Source organism: Roseovarius sp. CH_XMU1461 (assembly GCF_037027165.1).
In the GTDB taxonomy this organism is placed as follows: domain Bacteria; phylum Pseudomonadota; class Alphaproteobacteria; order Rhodobacterales; family Rhodobacteraceae; genus Roseovarius; species Roseovarius nubinhibens.
Window position 1 is genome coordinate 1 of record NZ_JAYMDV010000009.1, and the last position, 20,097, is coordinate 20,097.

The 20,097-nt window shown below is 58.8% G+C and carries 21 protein-coding genes and 1 pseudogene; 12 read left to right on the forward strand and 10 right to left on the reverse strand.

Annotation, left to right across the window (positions count from 1 at the left end):
- Positions 1-6: 6 nt before the first annotated feature.
- The gene (locus WA237_RS16945; protein ID WP_336099173.1) at positions 7-516 is read right to left on the reverse strand and encodes a transposase; all 510 of its coding nucleotides are present in this window, start codon (positions 514-516) and stop codon (positions 7-9) included.
- Between the two features lie 180 nt (positions 517-696).
- Here WA237_RS16945 and WA237_RS16950 point away from each other — a divergent pair, with 180 nt between their 5' ends.
- From WA237_RS16950 to scpB, 4 genes are all read left to right on the forward strand, one after another.
- Positions 697-2,325: a transposase family protein gene (locus WA237_RS16950; protein WP_286907415.1), complete on the forward strand. Its 1,629-nt coding sequence runs from the start codon at positions 697-699 to the stop codon at positions 2,323-2,325.
- The gene (locus WA237_RS16955; RefSeq protein WP_286907413.1) at positions 2,303-3,160 is read left to right on the forward strand and encodes a TniB family NTP-binding protein; all 858 of its coding nucleotides are present in this window, start codon (positions 2,303-2,305) and stop codon (positions 3,158-3,160) included. The genes WA237_RS16950 and WA237_RS16955 overlap by 23 nt, the downstream gene beginning before the upstream one ends.
- The gene (locus WA237_RS16960) at positions 3,157-4,092 is read left to right on the forward strand and encodes a TniQ family protein (protein WP_336099175.1); all 936 of its coding nucleotides are present in this window, start codon (positions 3,157-3,159) and stop codon (positions 4,090-4,092) included. The genes WA237_RS16955 and WA237_RS16960 overlap by 4 nt, the downstream gene beginning before the upstream one ends.
- A gap of 114 nt (positions 4,093-4,206) precedes the next feature.
- The gene (gene scpB / locus WA237_RS16965) at positions 4,207-4,725 is read left to right on the forward strand and encodes an SMC-Scp complex subunit ScpB (protein ID WP_336099037.1); all 519 of its coding nucleotides are present in this window, start codon (positions 4,207-4,209) and stop codon (positions 4,723-4,725) included.
- Between the two features lie 95 nt (positions 4,726-4,820).
- On the opposite strand, the gene WA237_RS16970 is transcribed toward scpB, so the two are convergent.
- The 8 genes and pseudogenes from WA237_RS16970 to WA237_RS17005 form a co-directional block, all read right to left on the reverse strand.
- Positions 4,821-5,660, reverse strand: a complete 840-nt coding sequence (locus WA237_RS16970) for a hypothetical protein (protein WP_336099039.1) — start codon at positions 5,658-5,660, stop codon at positions 4,821-4,823.
- 13 nt (positions 5,661-5,673) lie between these two features.
- Complete coding sequence (locus WA237_RS16975; RefSeq protein WP_336099041.1) at positions 5,674-6,591, reverse strand: nucleotidyl transferase AbiEii/AbiGii toxin family protein; 918 nt, start codon at positions 6,589-6,591, stop codon at positions 5,674-5,676.
- A complete protein-coding gene (locus WA237_RS16980) occupies positions 6,581-7,411 on the reverse strand; it encodes a type IV toxin-antitoxin system AbiEi family antitoxin domain-containing protein (protein ID WP_336099043.1) in 831 nt (276 codons plus the stop codon). The genes WA237_RS16975 and WA237_RS16980 overlap by 11 nt, the downstream gene beginning before the upstream one ends.
- Positions 7,412-7,657: 246 nt before the next feature.
- Entirely contained in the window at positions 7,658-7,855 is a 198-nt protein-coding gene (locus tag WA237_RS16985; protein ID WP_336099177.1) for an IS1096 element passenger TnpR family protein, read from the reverse strand.
- 36 nt (positions 7,856-7,891) lie between these two features.
- On the reverse strand, positions 7,892-8,851 hold the full coding sequence (locus WA237_RS16990; protein ID WP_336099044.1) for an IS5 family transposase: 960 nt from the start codon (positions 8,849-8,851) through the stop codon (positions 7,892-7,894).
- 32 nt (positions 8,852-8,883) lie between these two features.
- Positions 8,884-9,486 carry a replication initiator protein A gene (locus tag WA237_RS16995; RefSeq protein WP_336099046.1) on the reverse strand — a complete coding sequence of 201 codons (603 nt, stop codon included), beginning with the start codon at positions 9,484-9,486 and terminating at the stop codon, positions 8,884-8,886.
- 366 nt (positions 9,487-9,852) lie between these two features.
- Positions 9,853-10,404 (reverse strand): hypothetical protein, encoded by a 552-nt coding sequence (locus WA237_RS17000; RefSeq protein WP_336099048.1) that lies wholly within the window; start codon positions 10,402-10,404, stop codon positions 9,853-9,855.
- Positions 10,405-10,421: 17 nt separating this feature from the next.
- A pseudogene (locus WA237_RS17005) lies at positions 10,422-11,111 on the reverse strand (type IV secretory system conjugative DNA transfer family protein); the annotation flags it as partial.
- A 333-nt stretch (positions 11,112-11,444) separates the two neighbouring features.
- Here WA237_RS17005 and WA237_RS17010 point away from each other — a divergent pair.
- Complete coding sequence (locus WA237_RS17010) at positions 11,445-12,818, forward strand: aminotransferase-like domain-containing protein (protein WP_336099050.1); 1,374 nt, start codon at positions 11,445-11,447, stop codon at positions 12,816-12,818.
- Positions 12,819-12,828: 10 nt separating this feature from the next.
- On the opposite strand, the gene WA237_RS17015 is transcribed toward WA237_RS17010, so the two are convergent.
- Complete coding sequence (locus WA237_RS17015; protein WP_336099051.1) at positions 12,829-13,590, reverse strand: SDR family NAD(P)-dependent oxidoreductase; 762 nt, start codon at positions 13,588-13,590, stop codon at positions 12,829-12,831.
- 164 nt (positions 13,591-13,754) lie between these two features.
- Between WA237_RS17015 and WA237_RS17020 the strand changes: the two genes are divergently transcribed.
- The 7 genes from WA237_RS17020 to WA237_RS17050 are packed head-to-tail and all read left to right on the forward strand — an operon-like array spanning position 13,755 to position 20,097.
- Positions 13,755-14,078: an NIPSNAP family protein gene (locus WA237_RS17020; RefSeq protein ID WP_336099052.1), complete on the forward strand. Its 324-nt coding sequence runs from the start codon at positions 13,755-13,757 to the stop codon at positions 14,076-14,078.
- Positions 14,075-14,947 (forward strand): FAD binding domain-containing protein, encoded by an 873-nt coding sequence (locus WA237_RS17025; protein WP_336099053.1) that lies wholly within the window; start codon positions 14,075-14,077, stop codon positions 14,945-14,947. Before WA237_RS17020 ends, WA237_RS17025 begins: the two co-directional genes overlap by 4 nt.
- Positions 14,944-15,450 (forward strand): (2Fe-2S)-binding protein, encoded by a 507-nt coding sequence (locus WA237_RS17030; RefSeq protein WP_336099055.1) that lies wholly within the window; start codon positions 14,944-14,946, stop codon positions 15,448-15,450. The genes WA237_RS17025 and WA237_RS17030 overlap by 4 nt, the downstream gene beginning before the upstream one ends.
- Positions 15,440-17,845 (forward strand): xanthine dehydrogenase family protein molybdopterin-binding subunit, encoded by a 2,406-nt coding sequence (locus tag WA237_RS17035; RefSeq protein WP_336099056.1) that lies wholly within the window; start codon positions 15,440-15,442, stop codon positions 17,843-17,845. Before WA237_RS17030 ends, WA237_RS17035 begins: the two co-directional genes overlap by 11 nt.
- Positions 17,842-18,819 carry an amidohydrolase family protein gene (locus tag WA237_RS17040; protein ID WP_336099058.1) on the forward strand — a complete coding sequence of 326 codons (978 nt, stop codon included), beginning with the start codon at positions 17,842-17,844 and terminating at the stop codon, positions 18,817-18,819. The genes WA237_RS17035 and WA237_RS17040 overlap by 4 nt, the downstream gene beginning before the upstream one ends.
- Positions 18,820-18,832: 13 nt before the next feature.
- Positions 18,833-19,297, forward strand: a complete 465-nt coding sequence (locus WA237_RS17045; protein WP_336099061.1) for a CoxG family protein — start codon at positions 18,833-18,835, stop codon at positions 19,295-19,297.
- Complete coding sequence (locus WA237_RS17050) at positions 19,294-20,097, forward strand: alpha/beta fold hydrolase (protein WP_336099064.1); 804 nt, start codon at positions 19,294-19,296, stop codon at positions 20,095-20,097. Before WA237_RS17045 ends, WA237_RS17050 begins: the two co-directional genes overlap by 4 nt.

The following is a 20,097-nucleotide window of genomic DNA, read 5'->3' on the forward strand; positions in this document are numbered from 1 at the left end:
GTGGGTCTACTCATGCATCGCAGCTACCACGCTGGATTCACGAAATGAATCCCTCACGCGATTTGTGCAACAGAGCCCATATCCGTTCCCACGTTTGCTGATGCCAAGCAGGTTTTGTTTGCCGCCTGATGAATGTTCAGCCGGAACGAGGCCAAGCCACGCTGCCATGTCTCGCGCCTTCTTGAACTGTTTGCCGTCTCCCGCCGCTGCAACAAGTGCTGTCGCACCGAGTGGTCCGATACCGGGGATCGTGAGCAGGCGTTTGATCGTCTCATCGCTATGCGCAATAGCTTCAATTTCTTTAGACAGCTCGGCGATACGGCGTTCCAATTGATCGAGATCGTCCAACAAACTGGTGAGCAAGGTGCGCATCGCACCCGACAGATCATTCTCTTCATTGCCGAGATGGCGGCGGATGTCTGAATGAAAGCCACCAGCGCCAGTGCGCATCGCCAAACCATACTCGATGCAAAACGCGCGCGCCTGGTTCATGAGGCCCGTGCGATTACGTACCAGCCGATCCCGGTGTCACTGTTCCCTAATTAATCAGAATCGTGTCTGAAATTATCCTATGAAATCAATGGTGGTTTGTACCCTTAATTTTCATATTGTACCGTTAATTACCATACTGTACCCTTAATTGCCGTACGGTCTGAGTTGTGGATAAGTGTCGGCCTATTGGGGCGGGGGATTTGAGTGGCAAACGAGCGTATTGCGAAACACCGTGCAGCGGTTCTTCGGCCGATCCTGGAGCTTGAGAAGCGAGGCGAGCCGATCAGCGCCGCTATCGGTGATGCCGCCTGGGAATTGGGTTTGGCAAAGAGCCACACCTGGTCGCTCTACCGGCGTCTCAGAGAGAACGATGCACGTGCCACTGCGTTGGAGTTGGAACGTCGAGGGCCGAAACCGGGATCGAGACGGATTGCTGAAGACGTCGAAATCATCATCGATGAGAGCCTGCAAAGATACTATCTGGTCCGCGAGCGCTCGAGCTTTCTTCGCATCTGGCGTGAGATCCGTGCCGAGTGCGAGGCGAAGGGGTTTCAGCCCCCGACCCGGAGAACGGTCAAAGCCCGTTTAGACGCTATGGATCAACGAGAGGTCTTCCGGAAACGGCGCGGGGCGCAGGAGGCTGACAAGGTCTTTGCCGCGCGTCCTGGCCGACTGGAAGTTTCAGCCCCGCTAGAAGTCGTTCAGATCGATCATACGATTTCGGACATCACGTTAGTCGACCAAGTCAATAGACGGCCGCTTGCGCGCCCCTATCTGACGGTTGCGATTGATGTTGCGACCCGGATCGTTCTCGGGGTCCATGTCACTTTCGACGAGCCATCTGTCTTGTCGATCGCCCTATGTCTCGATCATTGCGTGCGCCGGAAATCGGTGCACGTGCCAGGGACACTGGAAGAGGTGGGTTGGCCGACGGCGGGCATTCCGAAGGCGATCCACGTTGACAATGCGCAGGAGTTCCACAGCGACGCCTTCAAAATGGCCTGCGAAGATTGGGGCATTTCTATCGACTATCGTCCGCTTGGCGGCAAACACTACGGTGGTCATGTCGAGCGCTTGATCGGGACGACCATGGGCGCCGTTCATGTGCTGCCCGGGACTACACATTCCTCAATCGTCGAAAAGGGCGACTATGACAGTGAGAAGCATGCGGCCCTGACACTGACCGAGTTTGAGGATTGGCTTCATTTGGAAATCTGCCGATACCACAATACGGTTCACGAAGCTCTCGGACGAACGCCGCTTGCAGCATGGGCGGAGATGGGCGGGGATACTGCGGGACGGCAGGTTGTCGACATAGAAGCCTTTCGGACAAGCTTCCTGCCCTTCGAGTGGCGCCAGCTCGGGCGCACCGGGATCACGCTCTTCGGGGTCAATTACTGGAGTGATGCCTTCGCGTCGTTGGTTGGACGCGGGCAGGGTAAGGTACAGGTGAAATACGATCCGCGAGACTTGTCGCAGGTCTGGGTCATCACCGATGATGGCCGCGTAATCTCGGCGCGCTACCGGGATCTCAGCCACCCGCGGATATCGCTTTGGGAAAGTCGGCGGGCGCGAAAAGATTGGCAGGACAAACATGGTGGCCGGATCAACGAGCGGGTCCTATTCCAATTGATTGACGCGCAACGGCGGCTAGCTGAGGCGGCGCGCCAGAAGACGCGGACTGCCCGGCTGGAAAACGAACGAGGTGCTCGGCTTCCGCGGCACCAACCGCGCCGCGATCCATCGCGCGAAATGTTCGCGATCGACACGGGCAACCCTGATCTGCCAACCTATGAGATTGATGAGTTTAATGACCCCAGAAGAAAGAATTGACCGTATCCGCGGCGATCATTGGATCGCGTTCGACCGTGCCACGATTGTTCTCAACCGATTGACCTCCCTCATGGAAATGCCGCAACAGAGCCGGATGCCTGGCCTAATGGTCTATGGGAGTTCTGGCATCGGCAAGACGATGATCGCCAAACGCATGGCCAGCAAGTATCCCACGCAGTACAATGCCGATCTGGGCGTCACGAAGACACCCATCCTGCTGGTTCAGGCGCCGCCCGCGCCGGATGAGCGCCGGTTCTATCAACACATCCTGTCGACGATCGGCGCGCCGATGTGGGGGCGTCACACGGTGTCCGAACTTGAGGTGCGCGCGCTCAGCCATCTTCGAGACATGCACCTGAAAATGCTGATGATAGACGAAGTGCATAACCTGCTTGCCGGCAGTTACCGGGAGCAACGCCGGTTCCTGAACATGCTACGGTTCCTGTCCAACGATCTCTGCGCGTCGCTTGTCGTCTTCGGTGTCAACGAGGCCCTCGAGGCCGTCCGCGGCGACGACCAACTGGCCCGTCGGCTGGACGAACACTACCTGCCGCTCTGGGAGGACGACGTGGAGTTCTCCCGTCTGATCCAGACGTTGATTGCCGCGATGGCACTCGAGCAGCGGTCCGGCCTTACTGTGGCGTCGCTTCGGTCGATACTGAAGGTTACCGGGGGCGTGACCTCGCGCGTGTTCATCATGATCAAGTCCCTGGCGATCGATGCGATCGAGACCGGAGAAGAGCGGATTACCGACGAAGCGGTTCAAGCCTGGCAACCGGTTTGGACGAAGCACGCCTGGAACATCCCTCGCCAGCCCGCCGCTGCATTCGGGTGACTGTCAGACCGCTACCGTTTCGACCTCCACCCAGTCACGATGAGCTTCTGTCCAGCTGGATCGGGCGATTGGCGAAGGCCAATCACTGCTCCGCTGAAGAACTTTGCGGCTATCTCGGATTGGGGCAGGGCAGGGTGCCGGAGCGTATCAACGATCTCGGACAGGTGGACTGGGTCCGCCTCTGCTCGGCAGTTCAACGGACCCGGCATGAGATTGCCGCCATGACCCTTCCGGATGCGACGCATCATGCCGTGCGATACGTGTCGCTGCATTGCTTCCAGCATTGTCCGGGGTGCGCGGAGCAAACGCCCGGTCTCACTCTTCGTCATTGGCGCTTCGCGTGGTCGATGACCTGCGAAACCTGCGGTCAAGCCCTCGTAGCCAAGTATCCAGTCAAAGGTATCTCAGGCAGACTACGTGCTCGAGCTGTACGCGGCTCGGAAGCTCTGAGGGCAGCTGTTGCGAACAACGATCACAGACGGTTGCGTCGGATAGATTTGACCCTGCATCTCATGACAGTGCTGGGGACTGGGCATCTGGGGTCACTCACCTCCAAGAACGAGCATGAAAGGTTACTGGCTCTTGCCGCGGTCAATGTCGGCACGACCCATCCCTTGTTGGGTGCCGCCATCATCCTGCGAGGAAACGACGGGGCGGCCCAGGAGTTGCGCCGCGTCTTTCCTCAACATCGTCGGGTGATAGAGCGCATCCGCGCAATGACGCAGGACCTCGATCGACGGCTTCCTGAACTTTGTGAAATCGCGCATCCGACCGGGCATGAAACATATAGATCGTGCCGCTCAAATGCATCGGAGAGCGCTTTGCAGGCAGCTCGTCAGGCCATCTCAGAGCTTGGACACGACGCAAATCGTCATGCGCTTCTTATGCGCGCCGATACCATTTGGAGGCGACCTGATGGTGACAAATCCTGACGCGCGTGGCCTGTGGACATATTGTAATTAAGGGTACAGAAACTCCCCAAAATACACCGAATCCGCAGATTCCGATTAATTAGGGTACAGTGACAGCTGCGCTGGCGGGAATGGATGCGGCGGATCGAGGCGGTGCTCTTTGCCTCTGCGACCCCGGTGCCGCGCGAGGATCTGGCGCGGGTGGTGGGGCAGGGGGCCTCGGTCGATCTGCTCATCGGGGATCTGGCGGAAGTATTGACCGATCGTCCTTATGAAATTGCCTGCGTCGCTGACGCTTGGATGTTGCGGACGCGACCGGCCTATGCGCCGGCAATCCGTGCGGCGGCGGATGTGGGCGCTCAGCGCGTCGATCTGAATGAATTCGACATCGCCGTTCTGGCAGCCATCGCCTATCACCAGCCGATCACCCGCGATGGGCTCAGGGACATCTTTGGCAAGGAGATCAGCCGCGAGCTGATCGGCCGGCTGCATGCGCGAGAGCTCATCGGCACCGGGCCACGATCCCCCCGCCGCGGCGCGCCCTATACGTTTGTGACGACCGAGCAGTTCCTCGTGGCGTTTGATCTGGAGACTCTCGCGGATCTGCCAGAGCGGGAGCAGTTGGAGGACGCAGGTCTGGATGGCGGGTCATAGGTATGGTGGCGGGCTGGCGATCCCCTTGTTGGCCAAACGGTGAGGCATGTCGTGGACATTTCGTGACACTCCCAATCGTGACTTGTTGAGACAACTCAGGCTTCGATCCTGAGCCCTCTGAACAGAGCTTCCCAAGGGTCCCCATCCTCGGTCATCGCGCCCGGTTCCAGGTTTGCCAGGTTCTCGTCGATGACTGCGTTGTGGTAGTTCTTGAGCCAGCTGTATTTGCGCCGCACCGTCGCGTTGGGACTGTCGGCGAGACCGGTCTCCACCAACGTTTTGTGCCTACCCAGAAACTCGATCCAGCCGGCGTATTCGCCGTCGAGCTCGCTGAGACTGGCGCGAAGATAGTCGATGTAGTGGAGGCCTGACTCGTCCTGGCGCAGGAGGTTGTTCAGGTGACGCTCTTCATCCTCATAAGAATGTCCTTCCCGCCAGAGCGTTTGGTCCTGCCGGTGGCGTTCGATGACATCTTCATGGATCGCAATGCGCGGGAAGATGACCTCGCCTTCTTCCATGAAATAAGCCTGAACGAGGGCAGGCCCAAACACCGGACCACTGAAGTCGATGCCGAGATGCATGGGGCCGATCGTCATCGCGCCGCGCACTAATATGCCATTTGCCACGCATTCGATCTGGATGTGCAGCAAATCGATGAGTTCCCAGACCAAAGGACCGGCCTGGTACTGAGTTTCAATGGTTCTGGTTCTGACGATCGCATCAGACACAATCTCGGCATGGACTTCGCTGATCATCCGCATTTCATCGGAACGGGTCGGTGGCGTGGCATCCCCTTCGGATACCCGACGAAACATCGAAAGCAAGTGCCTGATCTCCGCGCCGCTTCTCGTGTGCAGAAGGTTCCGGAAGCCGAGGACATCAAAAAAGGTCACAAGGCATTCTTCATAGTCGGGATCGTTCTCAAAATCAGTCATCTATCATCCATCATCAGCCGAGGAGCTTTTCTAACTCTTCGCCTTGGGCGGCGTGCTTCTCGGGGTTCTCTGCTTTCAGCTTGTTCACGTTGATCAGCTTCCATCTGACCGCTGGAAGCTCGGCCGCTTGTGGGCGGTCGATCGCGTCGAAGTCAGGATCGCCTTCATGCAGGGTTCTCAGAAACCTCTTCGCGTTTTCATCCATGCGAGATTGGATGTCCCCAATCAGGCGGTCGCGCGTTGCGACCAATTCCGCAAGGTCGACCGCTTCCTTCGTCATGCCTTCGAATTCTCGCGCATAGGGTTGATCCAGATCGATCAGGTTTGGGTTCAGCAGTTCGTGCGGCGGGCGTGGTGAACTCGCGACGTAGATCAGAAAGGTGCGGAACAACGCGTCGGTAAACCCTTCGTTCTCGTAGAGCAGCTTGACGTCATAGAGATCCCGCGGGTGCTGGCGATCGACGGCCGCATGTAGCTTACCGCCGAACAAATCTTCGAAGGAGACGATGTTGATCGTCGCGTATCCGAACTCTTCTTCGACGGCTTCCGAGACTTCGCGTTGTTCCGGATCATGCACGACGCCGCGGGTGACGGGGGAGGTTTCGATCTTGATTTCGGCTGCGCCGAGGCGTGCGAGCGCGCGTGTGGCGCCTCCGCCACCGCCCGCAATACGCTGCGCTTTGGCGCCGGTGATGCCGCCTTCGATGGCAGCGGCAATCCGGTCCATCGCGTCGTTGATCTCAGCGAGGCTTTCGGCGCGGTCTTTGACAGGCAAATAGGTCAAATCGATATCGACCGAGAGGCGCGGAAGGTCGCGATAGAAGAGGTTGATGGCCGTCCCGCCCTTGAGAGCAAATATTTCCTCCTTGGCGACATATGGGAGTATCCGCACGAGCAGCGCCACTTGGGCGGCATAGTCTTCACGCGCCATCACCACGTTCCTTTCTGACAAACTCTTCGGGCACCATGATCCTGTAGCGCGGATGTATCTTGCCGCCTTTGACCAATGCGCGATCCCCGCTGCCGAGGTCGAACTCTTCCGGATCGAGACGCTTGCGCCAGGCATGGTCGTGGCGGTCGGCGAACACGAAGAACAGGCGTTTGACCTTGATCTTCTTACAACTTCTGAGCAGTGCCGAGAGGGTTCTCGGGCGCAACGTAGTCAGGCTTTCGAACGCCATGTCGAGGTTGTGAAAGCTCTCCTGATCCGGCAACTCGTCCAGCGCTTCGAGGATCGCGCGTTCTGGCGAGGACATCACCAGTTTCCAGTCCCATGGCAGGGACGATGCTGTCTCGTTGAGATTATCTCGCGCGTCATTGACACCCAACTCTGGATCGGTGATCAGCGATACGCTGCGTGTGCGGAGTTCGGCGTTGAGCGGCAGTTTTTCGAGCCAGTTGGGGATTTTTGAGCCGTAGAGCCAGACCGTGCTTTTGTCGCCGAGGGAGAGATAGTGCGCATAGCCTTGCAGGCCCAATGCCGTCGCGCCCCCGATGTGGACAGGGTAGCGCATGATGTGCTGGAGCGAGAGCAGGCAGGTCTTCCAGTCGAGGGTCTTCGTGGTGGCGCTGCTTGGTGAGGGGCGGCGGAAGACGCCGCGGCCAAGGCGTTCCAGCCAGCCGCGTTGGACATAGGCGTAGGACGAACGCCGGCCTATCCCGTGGTGCTCAAGCCAGACGGAGTCCACGAGGAACCCCGTGGGGACAGCCTCAAGAAGACTCTTTAGTTTTTCGTGTTCTTGTCCACTCATATACGACACAATGATGTATTTTTAAAGAGGGCGCCACTTGTTTCTGTGAAAACCTGTGAGATAGTCCGTCAAGGATCGACAAATTCTGAAATTCTCAAAGAAGCTGGTGGTTGTCGGCTCGGAAGCTTACCAGCAAAGCAGAGCGTGGATGCCCTCGAATAGCTGAAAAGCCACCCGGCCATTCGGATCGAAAAGTTGGAGCTTTGTGCCCATGTCGAAGCAGCTGCGCCAAACCAGAGTCAGGATTCACTTTCGATTGTGGCGTTCTTTTGCCCATACAAACATCGCACCGACGGCAGCATTGGCTTGCTGCGCGCTGAACACTTCCGGTTCGAACGCGCCGGCCCATTGCTTTGTTTCACGATGTTCCGGGTGGTGTTTGTCGGTCAGCGCGTCGAGAAATTCTTCGTAAGAGTAGGGTCCGCCAGACCGCGTTGCACGAATAGCGGTTGGGCCGCATTTGCCCCTTTCCCCGGTTCGTTATGCGACACGCTCATAGGCCGCACGACCGAGACGGGTCATGCGGTTGAGGGCGTTGACAGCGATGCGGGCTTCGGTTGTCTGGGTCTCCATGTTGCGGCTGCGCAGTTCCAGTCCGATGACCTGTTTGTATCGCCCGATCTGGGCCTCGCCGCGCGATCTCTGACCATAACCGGTGGCCTTCTGCCATGCCATTCGGCCAGTTTCGGTTATCATGCCGATATGGGCGTTACGTGCCTGGCAATCTCCGGGAACGGCGTTCTTCGGCGGCGGAATAATCAGCTCGACATCCGGGCCAAACGCGTGCCGGATGGTCGCGGCGGTTGGTACACCATCATAAGCCCCGTCACCGATGAAACGGCGCACCGGACCGGACACCTCGGCAAGAAGGTCGGGCAGAGCGCCGGTGTCCCCGACCTGCTGGGGTGTCAGGCAGGACGCCACAAGCTCGCCGCTCTCCAGATCGTAGCCGATATGCAGCTTGCGCCATATCTTGCGGGCCTTCGGCAGCCCGTGCTTCTCACGCATCCACTCGCGGCCACCGTGGACACGCAGCCCTGTGCTGTCCACAACCAGCGCGATCGGACCACTGGCTGTCCGGGTGTCGGGCGCGATCTGAAGCGATGGCGCACGCCGGCAAAGCGTCGAAAAATCCGGCACGGGGAGGTCCGTCTGCATGAGCCGCAGCAGACTGCGGACAAAGCCCTGCGTTTGGCGAAGCGGTAAGCCGAACACGGCGCGCAAGGTCAAGCAGGTCTCAATCGACAGATCAGAATATCGTTGTTGACCACCGCGCTTGCCGGAGCGCACTGCGCACCACCGAGACACCGCGTCTTCGCTGAACCAGACCGTCACGTCACCACGCTGGCGGAGCGCCTCGTTGTATTCGGCCCAGTTCGTCACACGGTACTTTGCCTTCGCAAACTTATCCCGCCGCGACGCGTTGAATTTGAAAGGCATCCCAGCATCCCGCAGTCAAATCAAAGGACCAGCTACGCATCGGAAACGATTTGTGCAACACGCTCGTTCAGCGTCAGAACGTGGTTGTTCTCTATGGCGTCGAAGACCCAGTCGGACAGGGTAATCTCGACATCCTGCATCCGCCCGTCGCGCGTCTCTCTTACGATTTCCGCAGACTCAATGAGACCGAAGACCCTGAAATACTCCTTTCCGCCCTGGCGGATATTCGTTTCGATCTGCGTGCCTTGCAGTCGTCGGAGTGCGTCCTTGAGCAGCTTGTAGCCTTGACCCGAAGCCTGCCGGTTCGTCGCTACGAGCAAATCATGCGCCTTGAACCGCAGCGTCCGACTAACCGTTTGCCCTTCATTGAGCGCGGCCATGCACTGGCTGATGCAGTAAATCAGCACATCACGGTCATGCACAGTGGCCAGACCGTACCGGGACGGCGACACTTCGATGAAGTTCTCGCCATTCTGATACCGCCGAGGCTTCATGTCCGGCTTAGTCGAGAGGGTGAAAACCGGGTGTTCCATCGAGGCCATGTCGCCTTTTGGGACGGCATCCACGATGTCGCACACGAACAGGTCTTTTTGCGGATGACGGTCAGGCAGCAGCGGGGAGCGTGAATTCGTCATTTCACACACCGCCGAGCACGTTCGAGATTCGTCATTTCACACACCATAGGTTACTATCGTCATTTCACACACCGCTCGTCAAGACTCGTCATTTCACACACCAAAGCGCCTGTGGATAACTTTTGGGGGATTCGTCATTTCACACACCGGGATTCGTCATTCTACACACCAAGATTCGTCATTTCACACACCAGACGTTCTGAATATGGTAAATTTTACAAATGCTTACAGGCCAAAATCCACAGTGTAACTCTATTATAACTCTATTTAACTCCCCTTGAACTTCTTCCCACAAACCCACATTACCACAATATGATGCGCCACTACCCGACAGCCTTCAAAACTCAAGGCATATGACCTCAACACTCACCGCTGGTAGAACACGCAGGCATCGACGCCCGTGGTTGTCGTCGTCCAAGAAGCTCCAAGGACAGCGCACATGGAAGCGTTGCTTGCTAAGAAACGAGGAAGCGTCACCGTTAGGGCAAGAGCCAGAACGACAGCACCCAGACCAAACCATGGAAGACGGCTTTTGAAGCGTTCCAGCTTCTGTTCCCGTTCCCAAAGCTGGCGCATGGTGTCCGACCTGACATCCTCTGCTTTCCTGAGAACCTCCTGAGTGTGGTTGGAGGCCCGGAGCAGATCACCGGCCATTTGACCAACGCGGGTCAGGGTATCGCCGATCCTGCCCTCGATGGTCGCGCCGACAATCTCGCCATAGTGTTCCGGGTTCGTCTGCTTTTGGGCAGCGAAAGCGGCAGAGCGCGCTTCCGTCGCCATCTTGTTCACCCGGTCGAGCACCCGTGTCTGATCATCAACCCGGTCCGAGATGCTGGCGACCGCCGTGGCGAGAAGATCGAGCGTCTCGCGCAGATCGTCATCTGAAAGCGGGACAGGGGAGGTGGGCGTGTCAGACATGGCGGTTTGCTTTCAGGTTATCGGGCTTCAGGCGTGAACAGCCCGGCAAATTCAGGATCGACGTAGTAGCGCAGTTTTTGCGCGACGGCGGTGGCCTGTCCCTGGACGCGCAGGAGCTGACGATCCGGGGGAAGTTGCATGATTTCATCGGGGGTGAGCAGATCGCGGCCCGTGAGGTTGTTGCTGAAGCTGGGGCCATCACCGGGTTTGAAGCTGTCGGTCTGGAATCCGGTGGTTTCCTGACCGATCATCTGGCTCAGCCACTTGGCTGTCTCAAAATCATTCACTCCGAAGACCTGTTGCACCCCGGCATTGGCAATGAATGTGCCCGCGCGTTCGCCGTAGAGGTCCTTGAGTTGGCTCATATCCTGCAGAATGGGCCAGAGCTGCAGCCCATAGCCCGCCATCAGCCCCATGGCGCGCTCCACGGCCTCCAGACGGCCTAGGGCGGCAAACTCGTCCAGGAGGAACAGCGTGGGCGTCTTGAGGCGCTGTGTGCCCCCCTGAGCGTCTGAAGGGCCGCTCAGGGGCCTCACGGACGCCTCAGCGTCCCGTGCGATGTCCTGAAGGGCCTGAGACACCAGAAGGCGCAGCCAGCGGCTGTAGGCGTCCATCCGGTTCGGTGGCAGCACCAGAAACACCGAAGCGATCCGGTGGCGCAGATCGGAAAAGTGGAAATCCGACCGCGATAGCACTTTGGCAATGCGCGGGCTGTCGAGAAAATGGGGAGTAGCTCAGATTTTGAAGAACAGGCTCCGCTAGAGTTGCCAGATCGCATTTAAACTCTTTGCGGCCAGCACTTTTCTATGAAGTACAACCCGTAGCTAGGTCTCGATCCCGACCCGCTCGCTGGAAACTAATCGGCAAAACCGCCGTGCTTCGAGCGTTCTTTTTTTGCTGACGTCATTAACCACACGACGGTGGCGTGTCTTCATCAGACTGAACGAGGCCATCGCTTCCGCATGCTGCTTGACTTTATACGATTGATGCATTTCCTCCAAGATGCTAACAATTGATCTAGGACAATTCGGAGTGCTGCGTTGAACGTATGGGTGCCAAGCGTCACAGGCGACGAGAAGCCACTGTATCAGGCGATTGTAAATGCGCTTAAAGCCGACATTCGAGAAGGGAGTGTCGCGCATGGGACTCGTCTTACGCCCCAGCGGGACCTCGCGGAGCAGCTCAACATCAGCGTCGGAACAGTGTCGCGTGCCTATGCCGAAGCCGAACGACTGGGAATTGTCACCGCCGGGGTCGGGCGGGGAACTTTCGTCAACGTTCAGACGCAAGCAAACTCTGCGCCTGCTGCCGCATCGGCGCGCCCTTGGAACTTTGCATTGAACGCTCCACCGCAAACCGGCGAAGATTCGGAAATTGCCCGTTGTCTCGCTGAGATCGGTGCTGAAAACCGGCTTGCGTCGTTGTTGGACTACCTCCCGCATGCCGGACACCCCGACCATACTGCTGCGCTGACACCGGTGGTCGCCTCCGTCGGGTTGGCCCTCGGGACAGATGATCTGCTGCTTACGCCGGGAGCACAGCACGGGCTGTACATCGCACTGCGTCTGGCCGCTGAGCAAGGCGGCCCCATTGCGACCGAAGCTTTCACCTTTTCAGGGCTGACCGCCATCGCAAAACTGGGCCGGCATAGTCTGGCCGGCGTCGCTGTGGACGATGATGGCTTGCTTCCCGAGGCCCTGAGCGAAACGTTAAACCGCAGCGGGGCCAAAGTGCTCTATGCAACACCGACGTTGCAGACACCAACCGGGACGGTCATGTCTCAGCAGCGCCGAGAGTCTGTGGCGGCAGTTCTCCAATCACGCGGAACCTGGCTGATCGAGGATGATGCTTATGCTTTCTTGCCTGATAAACCGGTCGCACCCATCTCCGCACTGATCCCGGATCAATCTTTCTATATTACCAGCTTCGCAAAGTCTTTGGCGCCCGGTCTGCGCCTTGGGGCATTGGTGCCGCCGAAAGCCTTGCGCGACCGTGCTGCGATGGCAATGCGTGCCACGGGTTGGATGGCGGCCCCGGTCATGGCAGAGGTCGTCACCCGCATGGTTCGGGATGGCTCCTTTGATGCGCAGGTTTCAGCCAAACGGATCGTGGCAAAACGTCGTACAGGCATCGCGCGTGACTTGCTGGATGGCCTCATGCCCTTTGACACGTCGACCGCCGGTTACCACGTCTGGGTCCAGCCGCCGGACACCAGCCAACTCCTGTCGATACTGAACGCGGCCAGCGCCCACGGCATCACGCTTGCGCCGCCGCTGGTGGCCAAGACACCTGATCCGATTACACCGGGCCTACGGCTCTGTCTTGGCGGTTTTGCAACGGACGAAGATCTTAGTTGCGCGTTGGGTGCGGTGGAGCGGGTCATCCGCTCCGCCACAGAATTATCCTACGTTTAAGCCAGCGGGCTCAGTGCATCACTGATCCGCCGTCAACGACGAGTGTCTGACCGGTTGCAAAGCCGCAGCCATCGCCTGCAAAAAACAGCAGAGCGCCGATCAAGTCATCGGGTTCCATGTCCCGCTTGATTGCCCGCGTTGCATTGATGGATTCCTTGACTTCGGCCCAGTCCGGATGGTTTTTAATGTTGTCACTCATCACCAGTCCCGGAGCGATTGCGTTGCAGATGATCCCGTCATTCGCCAATTCGCGGGCGATGGAGCGAGTCAGCGCGACGACAGCCCCTTTGGACGTTACGTAATGCAACATCATTGGCGTGCCCTTGAATACAGTGGCTGACGCAATGTTTACGACGCGCGGCGCATCTGACTTTCGCAGAAGGGGCAGGGCGGCGCGAATGCTTTCCCACGGGCCGCGCACGTTAACGTCCATGACTTTCATCCATTCCGCAGGGTCGATCTGATCGAACGGGCGCATGTTAAGCGTACCGAACAAAGCCGCATTATTGATGAGGCTGTCGATACGACCATGCTGATCGCCGACAAAAGTCATCAGCGCGGCCATGGACGCTGCATCCGTAATATCGGCGGCCTTGCCTGAAGCTGTGCCACCAGCATTTTGAATTGCTGTGACGGTCTCCGCCGGATCGGTGATGTCCGATGCGACGACACTTGCTCCAGCCTCGGCCAAGGCCATGGCGTATGTGCGCCCGATACCCTGTGCCGCGCCGGTGACGACGGCAACGCGACCGCCTAATGGCTTTGAATTCATAATCAATCCCCCCTTCTTGACTTGGCGCAAAATAGATCAAAGCGCCCTCTGTCTGCTAGAGTGCACTAGTTCAAAAATAAGTTCAATCTTATTGTTGCAGTAAAATACTGTAATTGTTACAGTTCAATTGGATGGTGAGTCGTGGGCTTGGGAGGGCGCGCATAGTGATCGAAGAGTTTAAAGTATACGAATCGACCCCCGGAAACTTCGAGAAGATGCGCGACCGGTTTATCGAGGAGGCAGCTCCTCGGTTGGCGCATCATGGGGTTACGGTTGTATTTGCGTGGGAAGAACACGGCGATGCGCCACGTCTCATCTACCTGACCCGCGCGACATCCGAGGATGCGCTCAAGGCCGGGTGGGCCGCTTTCGGCGCCGACCCGGGCTGGAAAAGCATCAAGGTGGAGAGCGAGCTTGATGGCCCGCTTCTCGCACAGCAACGTTCCATCCGCGTTCGCGCTCTGCCTCTTGATGGAGGGTCCAAATGAAGGCCGCCGCATTCGATTATATACGCGCAGCGAGCGTCGACGAGGCTTGCGCTGCGCTCGCCGCCGACCCCGACGCGCGCATCATAGCAGGTGGCCAGACACTGGTGCCGATGATGGCAATGCGCCTGGCCAGACCTTCAAAGATTGTCGATATCTCGCGCATTCCCGATCTGGTTGGGATCGAGGAGCGGGGCGAAGAGCTGCAGATAGGGGCAGCCACCCGTCAGCGCGCTGTTGAGCTTTCTAGCACAGTTGCGAAGCGCCTGCCCTTATTGGCCGAAGCGATCCAGCATGTCGGGCATCTCCCGACGCGGCATCGTGGAACGGTTGGAGGCTCTATTGTGAATGCCGACCCCTCAGCTGAGATCCCGCTTGTTGCTACTATTCTTGATGCAACCTTTCATTTCATCGGGCCCTACGGCGTTGAGCAGATGACACCAGACGAATTTTTCATCGGGCCGATGCTGACCTCGCTGCCCGAAGGCGCCTGTCTAACGCGGGTCGACTTCCCGATCTGGGATGCGCCACGTCTTGGCATCGGGTTCGAGGAGATCAGCGCTCGTAAATCCGACTATGCCTATGTCGCGGCGGGCGCGCAGGTAGCGTTGGCCGAAGACGGCAGCATTGATCGCGTAGCTCTCGGCCTTGGTGGCGTAGAGGACAGGCCCGTCTCGCTAGATCTCTCTGCGCTGGAAGGGGCGATATGGAGCGCCACGGCGGCGAGGGATTTGGTTGCCGCGGAGATCGCCGATTTCGATCCGCTTGACGATCTGCACGCCAGCGCAGCCTACCGGTCTCGCGTGGCCGTGACGCTTGGCCTGCGCGTTCTGGAGCGGGCTGTCATCGACGCAAAGGGAGAACCGGTATGAAAATCACGTTAAGTGTCAACGGGCAGGATCACGCGCTGGAGGTCGAGCCCCGCGAAACCCTGCTGGATGTCCTGCGCGACAGACTGCGCCTGACCGGCGCGCATGCCGGTTGCGAACATGGTGTTTGCGGCGCGTGCACTGTGATCGTCAATGGCGCAGCGGTACGGTCTTGCCTGATGTTTGGTGTGCAAGCTGAAGGTGACCACATTCAGACGATCGAAGGCATGGCAGACGGCCCGGGCCGTTTGGGTGTCCTGCAGCAGGCTTTTGTCGACACGCATGGTCTGCAATGCGGTTTCTGCACGCCCGCGATGATCCTGTCAGCGGAAACCTTGCTGCGTGACAACCCCGACCCATCCCATGAAGACATCGTCGAGGCGATCTCCGGCAATATTTGCCGCTGCACAGGCTATGGCCAGATCGTCGAGGCTATCGCGCTGGCTGCTGCTCGTTTGCGGCAAGACTCCGCGCTTGCACTGAAGGAGACCGCCGATGCCCGATAGCAGCAACCTGGAGGCACCGCGCGCCTTCAAATACATCTCACAAAACCGGACCGTGGCCGAGGATCGCCGCTTTGTCGCCGGGGCAGGGCGCTATGTTGGCGATTTGCAGATCGACGGCATGCTGCATGTGGCACTTGTAGCGTCGCAGCATCCAGCGGCAAAAATAAACGGGATCGACGGAACAGCAGCTCTGGCGATGCCCGGCGTGCATTACGTGCTGACCGGCGAAGAACTAGCTGCATCGGTTGAGCCGATGATGAACGGCCTCGACACGCCCGATGTCCGCCGTTTTGCACTCGCGGTGGGTCAAGTCCGCTATGCTGGCGAATGGGTCGCCGCCGTGGTGGCCGATAGCCGGGCGTTGGCCGAGGATGCCGCAGAAAAGATTGCCGTCGATGTAACGCCACTGGGTTTTGTGCTTGACCCTGAAGAGGCCTACGCAGGTGAAGCTACGCCGGTACATCCCGCACACGGCTCCAACATTCTGCTCGACAAGACCTTTCATTGGGGCGACGTCGATCAGCACTTCGCCGCCGCTGATCAGGAATTGAGCTTTCGCGTGCACTGGGGACGTAATTCCACCGTGCCGATCGAACCCTTTGGTGTCGTCGCGAAATGGGATGCCTGGGAAGAGGTCCTCGACGTCTGGGCCTCAATCCAGATGCCAAAATACCCCGACCAAATTTCCCGTGCGCTGCGGATGCCGACCAATGGCGTGCGTGTGCATCAAGACGTGGATGTCGGCGGCAGCTACGGCGTCAAGCGCGGGATCAAGCATACGGTTCTGGCGGGCTACCTGGCTCGCAAGCTGTGCCGTCCGGTGCGTCTGATGGAAGACCGGCTCGAGAATATGCGCGCCGGCGACGCCCATGGGCCAGACCGCATCTTCGACGTCGATGTTGCCTTCGACAATGATGGCCGCGTGCGATCGATGAAGATGCGTGCGCTTGACAACGCGGGTGCCTACGCGGGCCGTGCGCCGTTTCAATTGGGCAAACCCATTGGTGCCATCGTCGGCCCCTATCAGATAGAGAGCGTGCGGTACCAGGCGATTTCCGTCACCACAAACAAGGCCGCACAGGAGGCTGTGCGCGGTTTCGGGCAGGCGCCGACAAACTATGCCATCGAGACAGCGATGGATCGGATAGCGGCGCATCTGGGCCTTGACCCACTGGACTTGCGCCTGCGCAACTTCATCCGGTCAGATCAGTTTCCCTACGAAATTCCTTCAGGCACACGCTACGACAGCGGCGATTATCACGGGTTGGCCGAGAAGGTCACAGCGCATGCAGACTACGACGCGCTGAAGGCGGAACGGGATCGATTGCGCGGCGAAGGTATGCTGGCGGGCATCGGGATCGCAGCTGTTCTAGAGCCTTCGGGCGGGAATTCGTCGTTCGAGCCGCTGCTCAACCCCAAGAACAAGACGACGACATGGATGGATTCCTGTCGGATTAATGTGGATGCGCTTGGCCATGTAACCGTGACGATCCACACAACGTCATCAGGGCAGGGGCATGAGACGCTTGTCGCTACAGTGGTTGGTGAAGTGCTTGAAATCGACCCGGACAAAATCCGCGTCGTGCGCCCCGACAGCCTGTCGAGCCTACCGTCGAACACGCCGGTCGGCAGTCGCATGGCGATCATGTTGGGCGGTGCGGCTTTCCATGCGGCCAATGCCCTCAAGGACAAGCTGCTGGATATCGCAGCGCATGATCTGGGCAGTGATCGGGACCTGCTGGTTTATGATGGCGGACGTATCACAGGCGCTGGCGGTACGCTGGAGTGGTCCGATTTGGTCGATATGGGCCACCGGCGTTTCCATGATTTGCCAGACGGCATGACTCCGGGGCTTGAGGCGAGCCACGTTATGCAGGTGCCGACGGGCGATGCTCTGCCAAAGGACGACCGGGTGCAGATGTATCCCTGTCACAGCTTCGAGTTGCACATGATCCTCGTGGCGATTGACCCGGAAATCGGCAAGCCGGATATCCGCCGCTATGTCATTGGTCATGACTGCGGCACAGTCATTAATCCGCATATCGTAAAAGGCATGACCCTGGGTGGCATCGCCCATGGGGTCGGCGCGGCCCTGCTGGAGGAATTCGTCTATGATAGTGGCGGGCACCTCGCGACGCAGAGCTTCATGGACTACTTGCTCCCGTCGAGCCACGAGATCCCCCATGTAGAGATCGTGCATCAGGTCACGCCATCGCCGCTGACTGTATTCGGTCAGAAGGGGTCTGGCGAAAGCGGCTATTTGGGCGCTGCCGCGGCTGTCAGCAACGCGATCAACGCCTCCGTACGTCATCTCGACATCTCATTTGAAAAACTGCCCATCCGCGTGACCCATATCGGGGACGCCGTGGCCGAAGCGCAGGAGAAACGCGCATGATTATCGACGGGCACGCCCACCTCGTTCCACCCGCGCTCTTGGAGGCCGTACGCGACCGCCGGTCAGAATTTGCCTCTACAGAGGTGATCGACAAAGACGGCTCGGTCGCCTTCGCTTTTGCTGGAGGCAAACCTACGAGACCCGTCGCTGGCAAGCTGAGCGATCTGGACAAGCGGACCGCATGGATGGATGCGCAGCGAATAGATCGTCAGGTATTCGCCGGATGGTTGGACATGTTCGGTTACGAATTGCCAGCAGAGGAAGGCGCTATATGGTCGCGCATGATCAATGACGCGCTTATCGCTCATGGCAAGGCCGATGACCGGTTTATACCGATGGGTACGGTCCCGTTACAGGACGGCAAGGCGGCAGCGGCAGAGCTGGAGCATCTTGCGGGTCAGGGCGTTAAAGGGGTGATGATCGGCACCCAGCCCAAGGGAGTGGGCGGCGTTCTGGATGATGGCGCCCTCGATCCTTTCTGGGAGGCGGCGCATCGGCTCGGTTCCGTGATCACGATTCACCCAGTCTTCGACAGCGGTGACGCGCGAAATGGCGACTACGGTATGAACAACGCAGTAGGCCGGATTACAGACACTTTGATCGCCGTCTCGCGACTGATCTATGCAGGCCATGTGCAGCGGTTTTCCAACGCGAAGATCGTTGTGGGCATCGGCGGCGCCGCGTTGCCTTATGCACTCGGCCGTTTGCGCCGCAACTACAAGATGGACCCCGAGAACTTGGCCGATCCGGATGTTGCGGTGCGCGGCATGTATTACGACACCATCGTGCAGGATCATGGCGCGCTGCGCCTGCTGATCGACACGGTCGGCGCGGATCGATTGATGATGGGATCGGATATGCCCTTCCCAATCGGCGATCTGGAACCGCTGGATTTAATCGCAGCGCATGATTTCACTGATGCCCAGCGGACATCGATCAACGGCGGGCTCGTAGCCCGGCTTCTGGACTTGTAGGGAGAGCGAACCCATGGAACTGGCGATCAAGGGCGAAGAAACCATCGAAGCCAGCGCGGAGGCGCTCTGGGAGGCATTAAACGACCCAGAGGTGCTGACCCGCTGTATCCCCGGCTGCAAGCAGATGATCCCGGAAGGCGAAGACGCCTATAGGCTCGAGATGGAGCTGAAAGTGACCGCGGTGCGGGGATCTTTCGGCGGCGATATTGCACTCAGCAATAAGGTTGTACCACAAAGCTGCGACGTGACGGTGTCGGGCTCCGGCTCGCTGGGTACCGGCACCGGCAAGGCACGGTTTGAACTGGTCCCGGTAGACTCCGGCACCACACAGCTTCTCTACGAAGGCTCGGGCGAAGTGGGAGGACTGGTTGCCGGTGTCGGTCAGCGCGTCCTGAAATCTGTTTCCAAACACCTGATTGGCAAGTTTTTTACAGCGCTCAAAAAAGACTTCGCCGCAAAATCGGATCAGGCGGCATGAGCACAGCAAAACTACAAACCAGAGACGGTTTCACCCTTAAAACCCGCGTTTCCGGTGCAGGCATTCCGGTCGTGTTCAGCAATTCCCTCGGTGCGGACCTGAGCATGTGGGACGAGGTGGTTGCAGCTCTTGACGGGCGTGTCACTGCGGTCACCTATGACACCGCCGGTCACGGCGGCTCCAGCAACGGTTCCGGCACCTTGACCCTGGAGGCTTTGACGGACCACGCGATGGCGATCGCAGAGCGTCATTCCGAAGGGACATTCCTCTTTTGTGGTCTTTCGCTTGGCGGGTTGACCGGTATGAACTTGGCCGCACGCAAACCAGACGCGCTCGGCGGCATGGTTCTTGCAAATACCGCCACCGCTTTTCCACCAGCTCAGATGTGGATCGACCGGGCCGAAGCCGCTCGGGTCGACGGCATGGCTGATTTGGTTGGACCCACGCTAGATCGTTGGCTGACGCCTGCTTTCCGTGAAACATGGCCTGAGAGGGCCGAGGCAATTGCCAGTATGATCGCCGCGACGCCGGCCAAGGGCTATGCGGACTGTTGTGAAGTTCTTGCTGCGTCAGATGTATCGGCGCTCTTGCCGTCTGTTAGCTGCCCGACTGTCGTGATCGCCGGCGAACATGACCCTTCAACGCCGCCCGCCCGCGCCGAGGAAATCGCCGCCGGAATATCGGATGCGCGCGTTGAGATCGTTCCGGCGGCGCACCTGTCCTCTCTCGAATGTCCGGACCGCTTTGCCGAGATCATCCTGTCCATGGCCGATAAGGCGCAACAGAGAAGGGTTGCATGA

Bases quoted from the DNA above. Each gene is read 5' to 3' on its own strand.
- WA237_RS17040 (WP_336099058.1), top strand. From the start codon at position 17,842: ATGATTATCGACGGGCACGCCCACCTCGTTCCACCCGCGCTCTTGGAG.
- WA237_RS17000 (WP_336099048.1), bottom strand. From the start codon at position 10,404: ATGTCTGACACGCCCACCTCCCCTGTCCCGCTTTCAGATGACGATCTG.
- WA237_RS16975 (WP_336099041.1), bottom strand. From the start codon at position 6,591: ATGGCGCGTGAAGACTATGCCGCCCAAGTGGCGCTGCTCGTGCGGATA.
- WA237_RS17030 (WP_336099055.1), top strand. From the start codon at position 14,944: ATGAAAATCACGTTAAGTGTCAACGGGCAGGATCACGCGCTGGAGGTC.
- WA237_RS17035 (WP_336099056.1), top strand. From the start codon at position 15,440: ATGCCCGATAGCAGCAACCTGGAGGCACCGCGCGCCTTCAAATACATC.
- WA237_RS17015 (WP_336099051.1), bottom strand. From the start codon at position 13,590: ATGAATTCAAAGCCATTAGGCGGTCGCGTTGCCGTCGTCACCGGCGCG.
- WA237_RS16995 (WP_336099046.1), bottom strand. From the start codon at position 9,486: ATGACGAATTCACGCTCCCCGCTGCTGCCTGACCGTCATCCGCAAAAA.
- WA237_RS17045 (WP_336099061.1), top strand. From the start codon at position 18,833: ATGGAACTGGCGATCAAGGGCGAAGAAACCATCGAAGCCAGCGCGGAG.
- WA237_RS16990 (WP_336099044.1), bottom strand. From the start codon at position 8,851: ATGCCTTTCAAATTCAACGCGTCGCGGCGGGATAAGTTTGCGAAGGCA.
- WA237_RS16980 (WP_336099043.1), bottom strand. From the start codon at position 7,411: ATGAGTGGACAAGAACACGAAAAACTAAAGAGTCTTCTTGAGGCTGTC.
- WA237_RS16955 (WP_286907413.1), top strand. From the start codon at position 2,303: ATGACCCCAGAAGAAAGAATTGACCGTATCCGCGGCGATCATTGGATC.
- scpB (WP_336099037.1), top strand. From the start codon at position 4,207: ATGCGGCGGATCGAGGCGGTGCTCTTTGCCTCTGCGACCCCGGTGCCG.
- WA237_RS16970 (WP_336099039.1), bottom strand. From the start codon at position 5,660: ATGACTGATTTTGAGAACGATCCCGACTATGAAGAATGCCTTGTGACC.
- WA237_RS17050 (WP_336099064.1), top strand. From the start codon at position 19,294: ATGAGCACAGCAAAACTACAAACCAGAGACGGTTTCACCCTTAAAACC.
- WA237_RS17025 (WP_336099053.1), top strand. From the start codon at position 14,075: ATGAAGGCCGCCGCATTCGATTATATACGCGCAGCGAGCGTCGACGAG.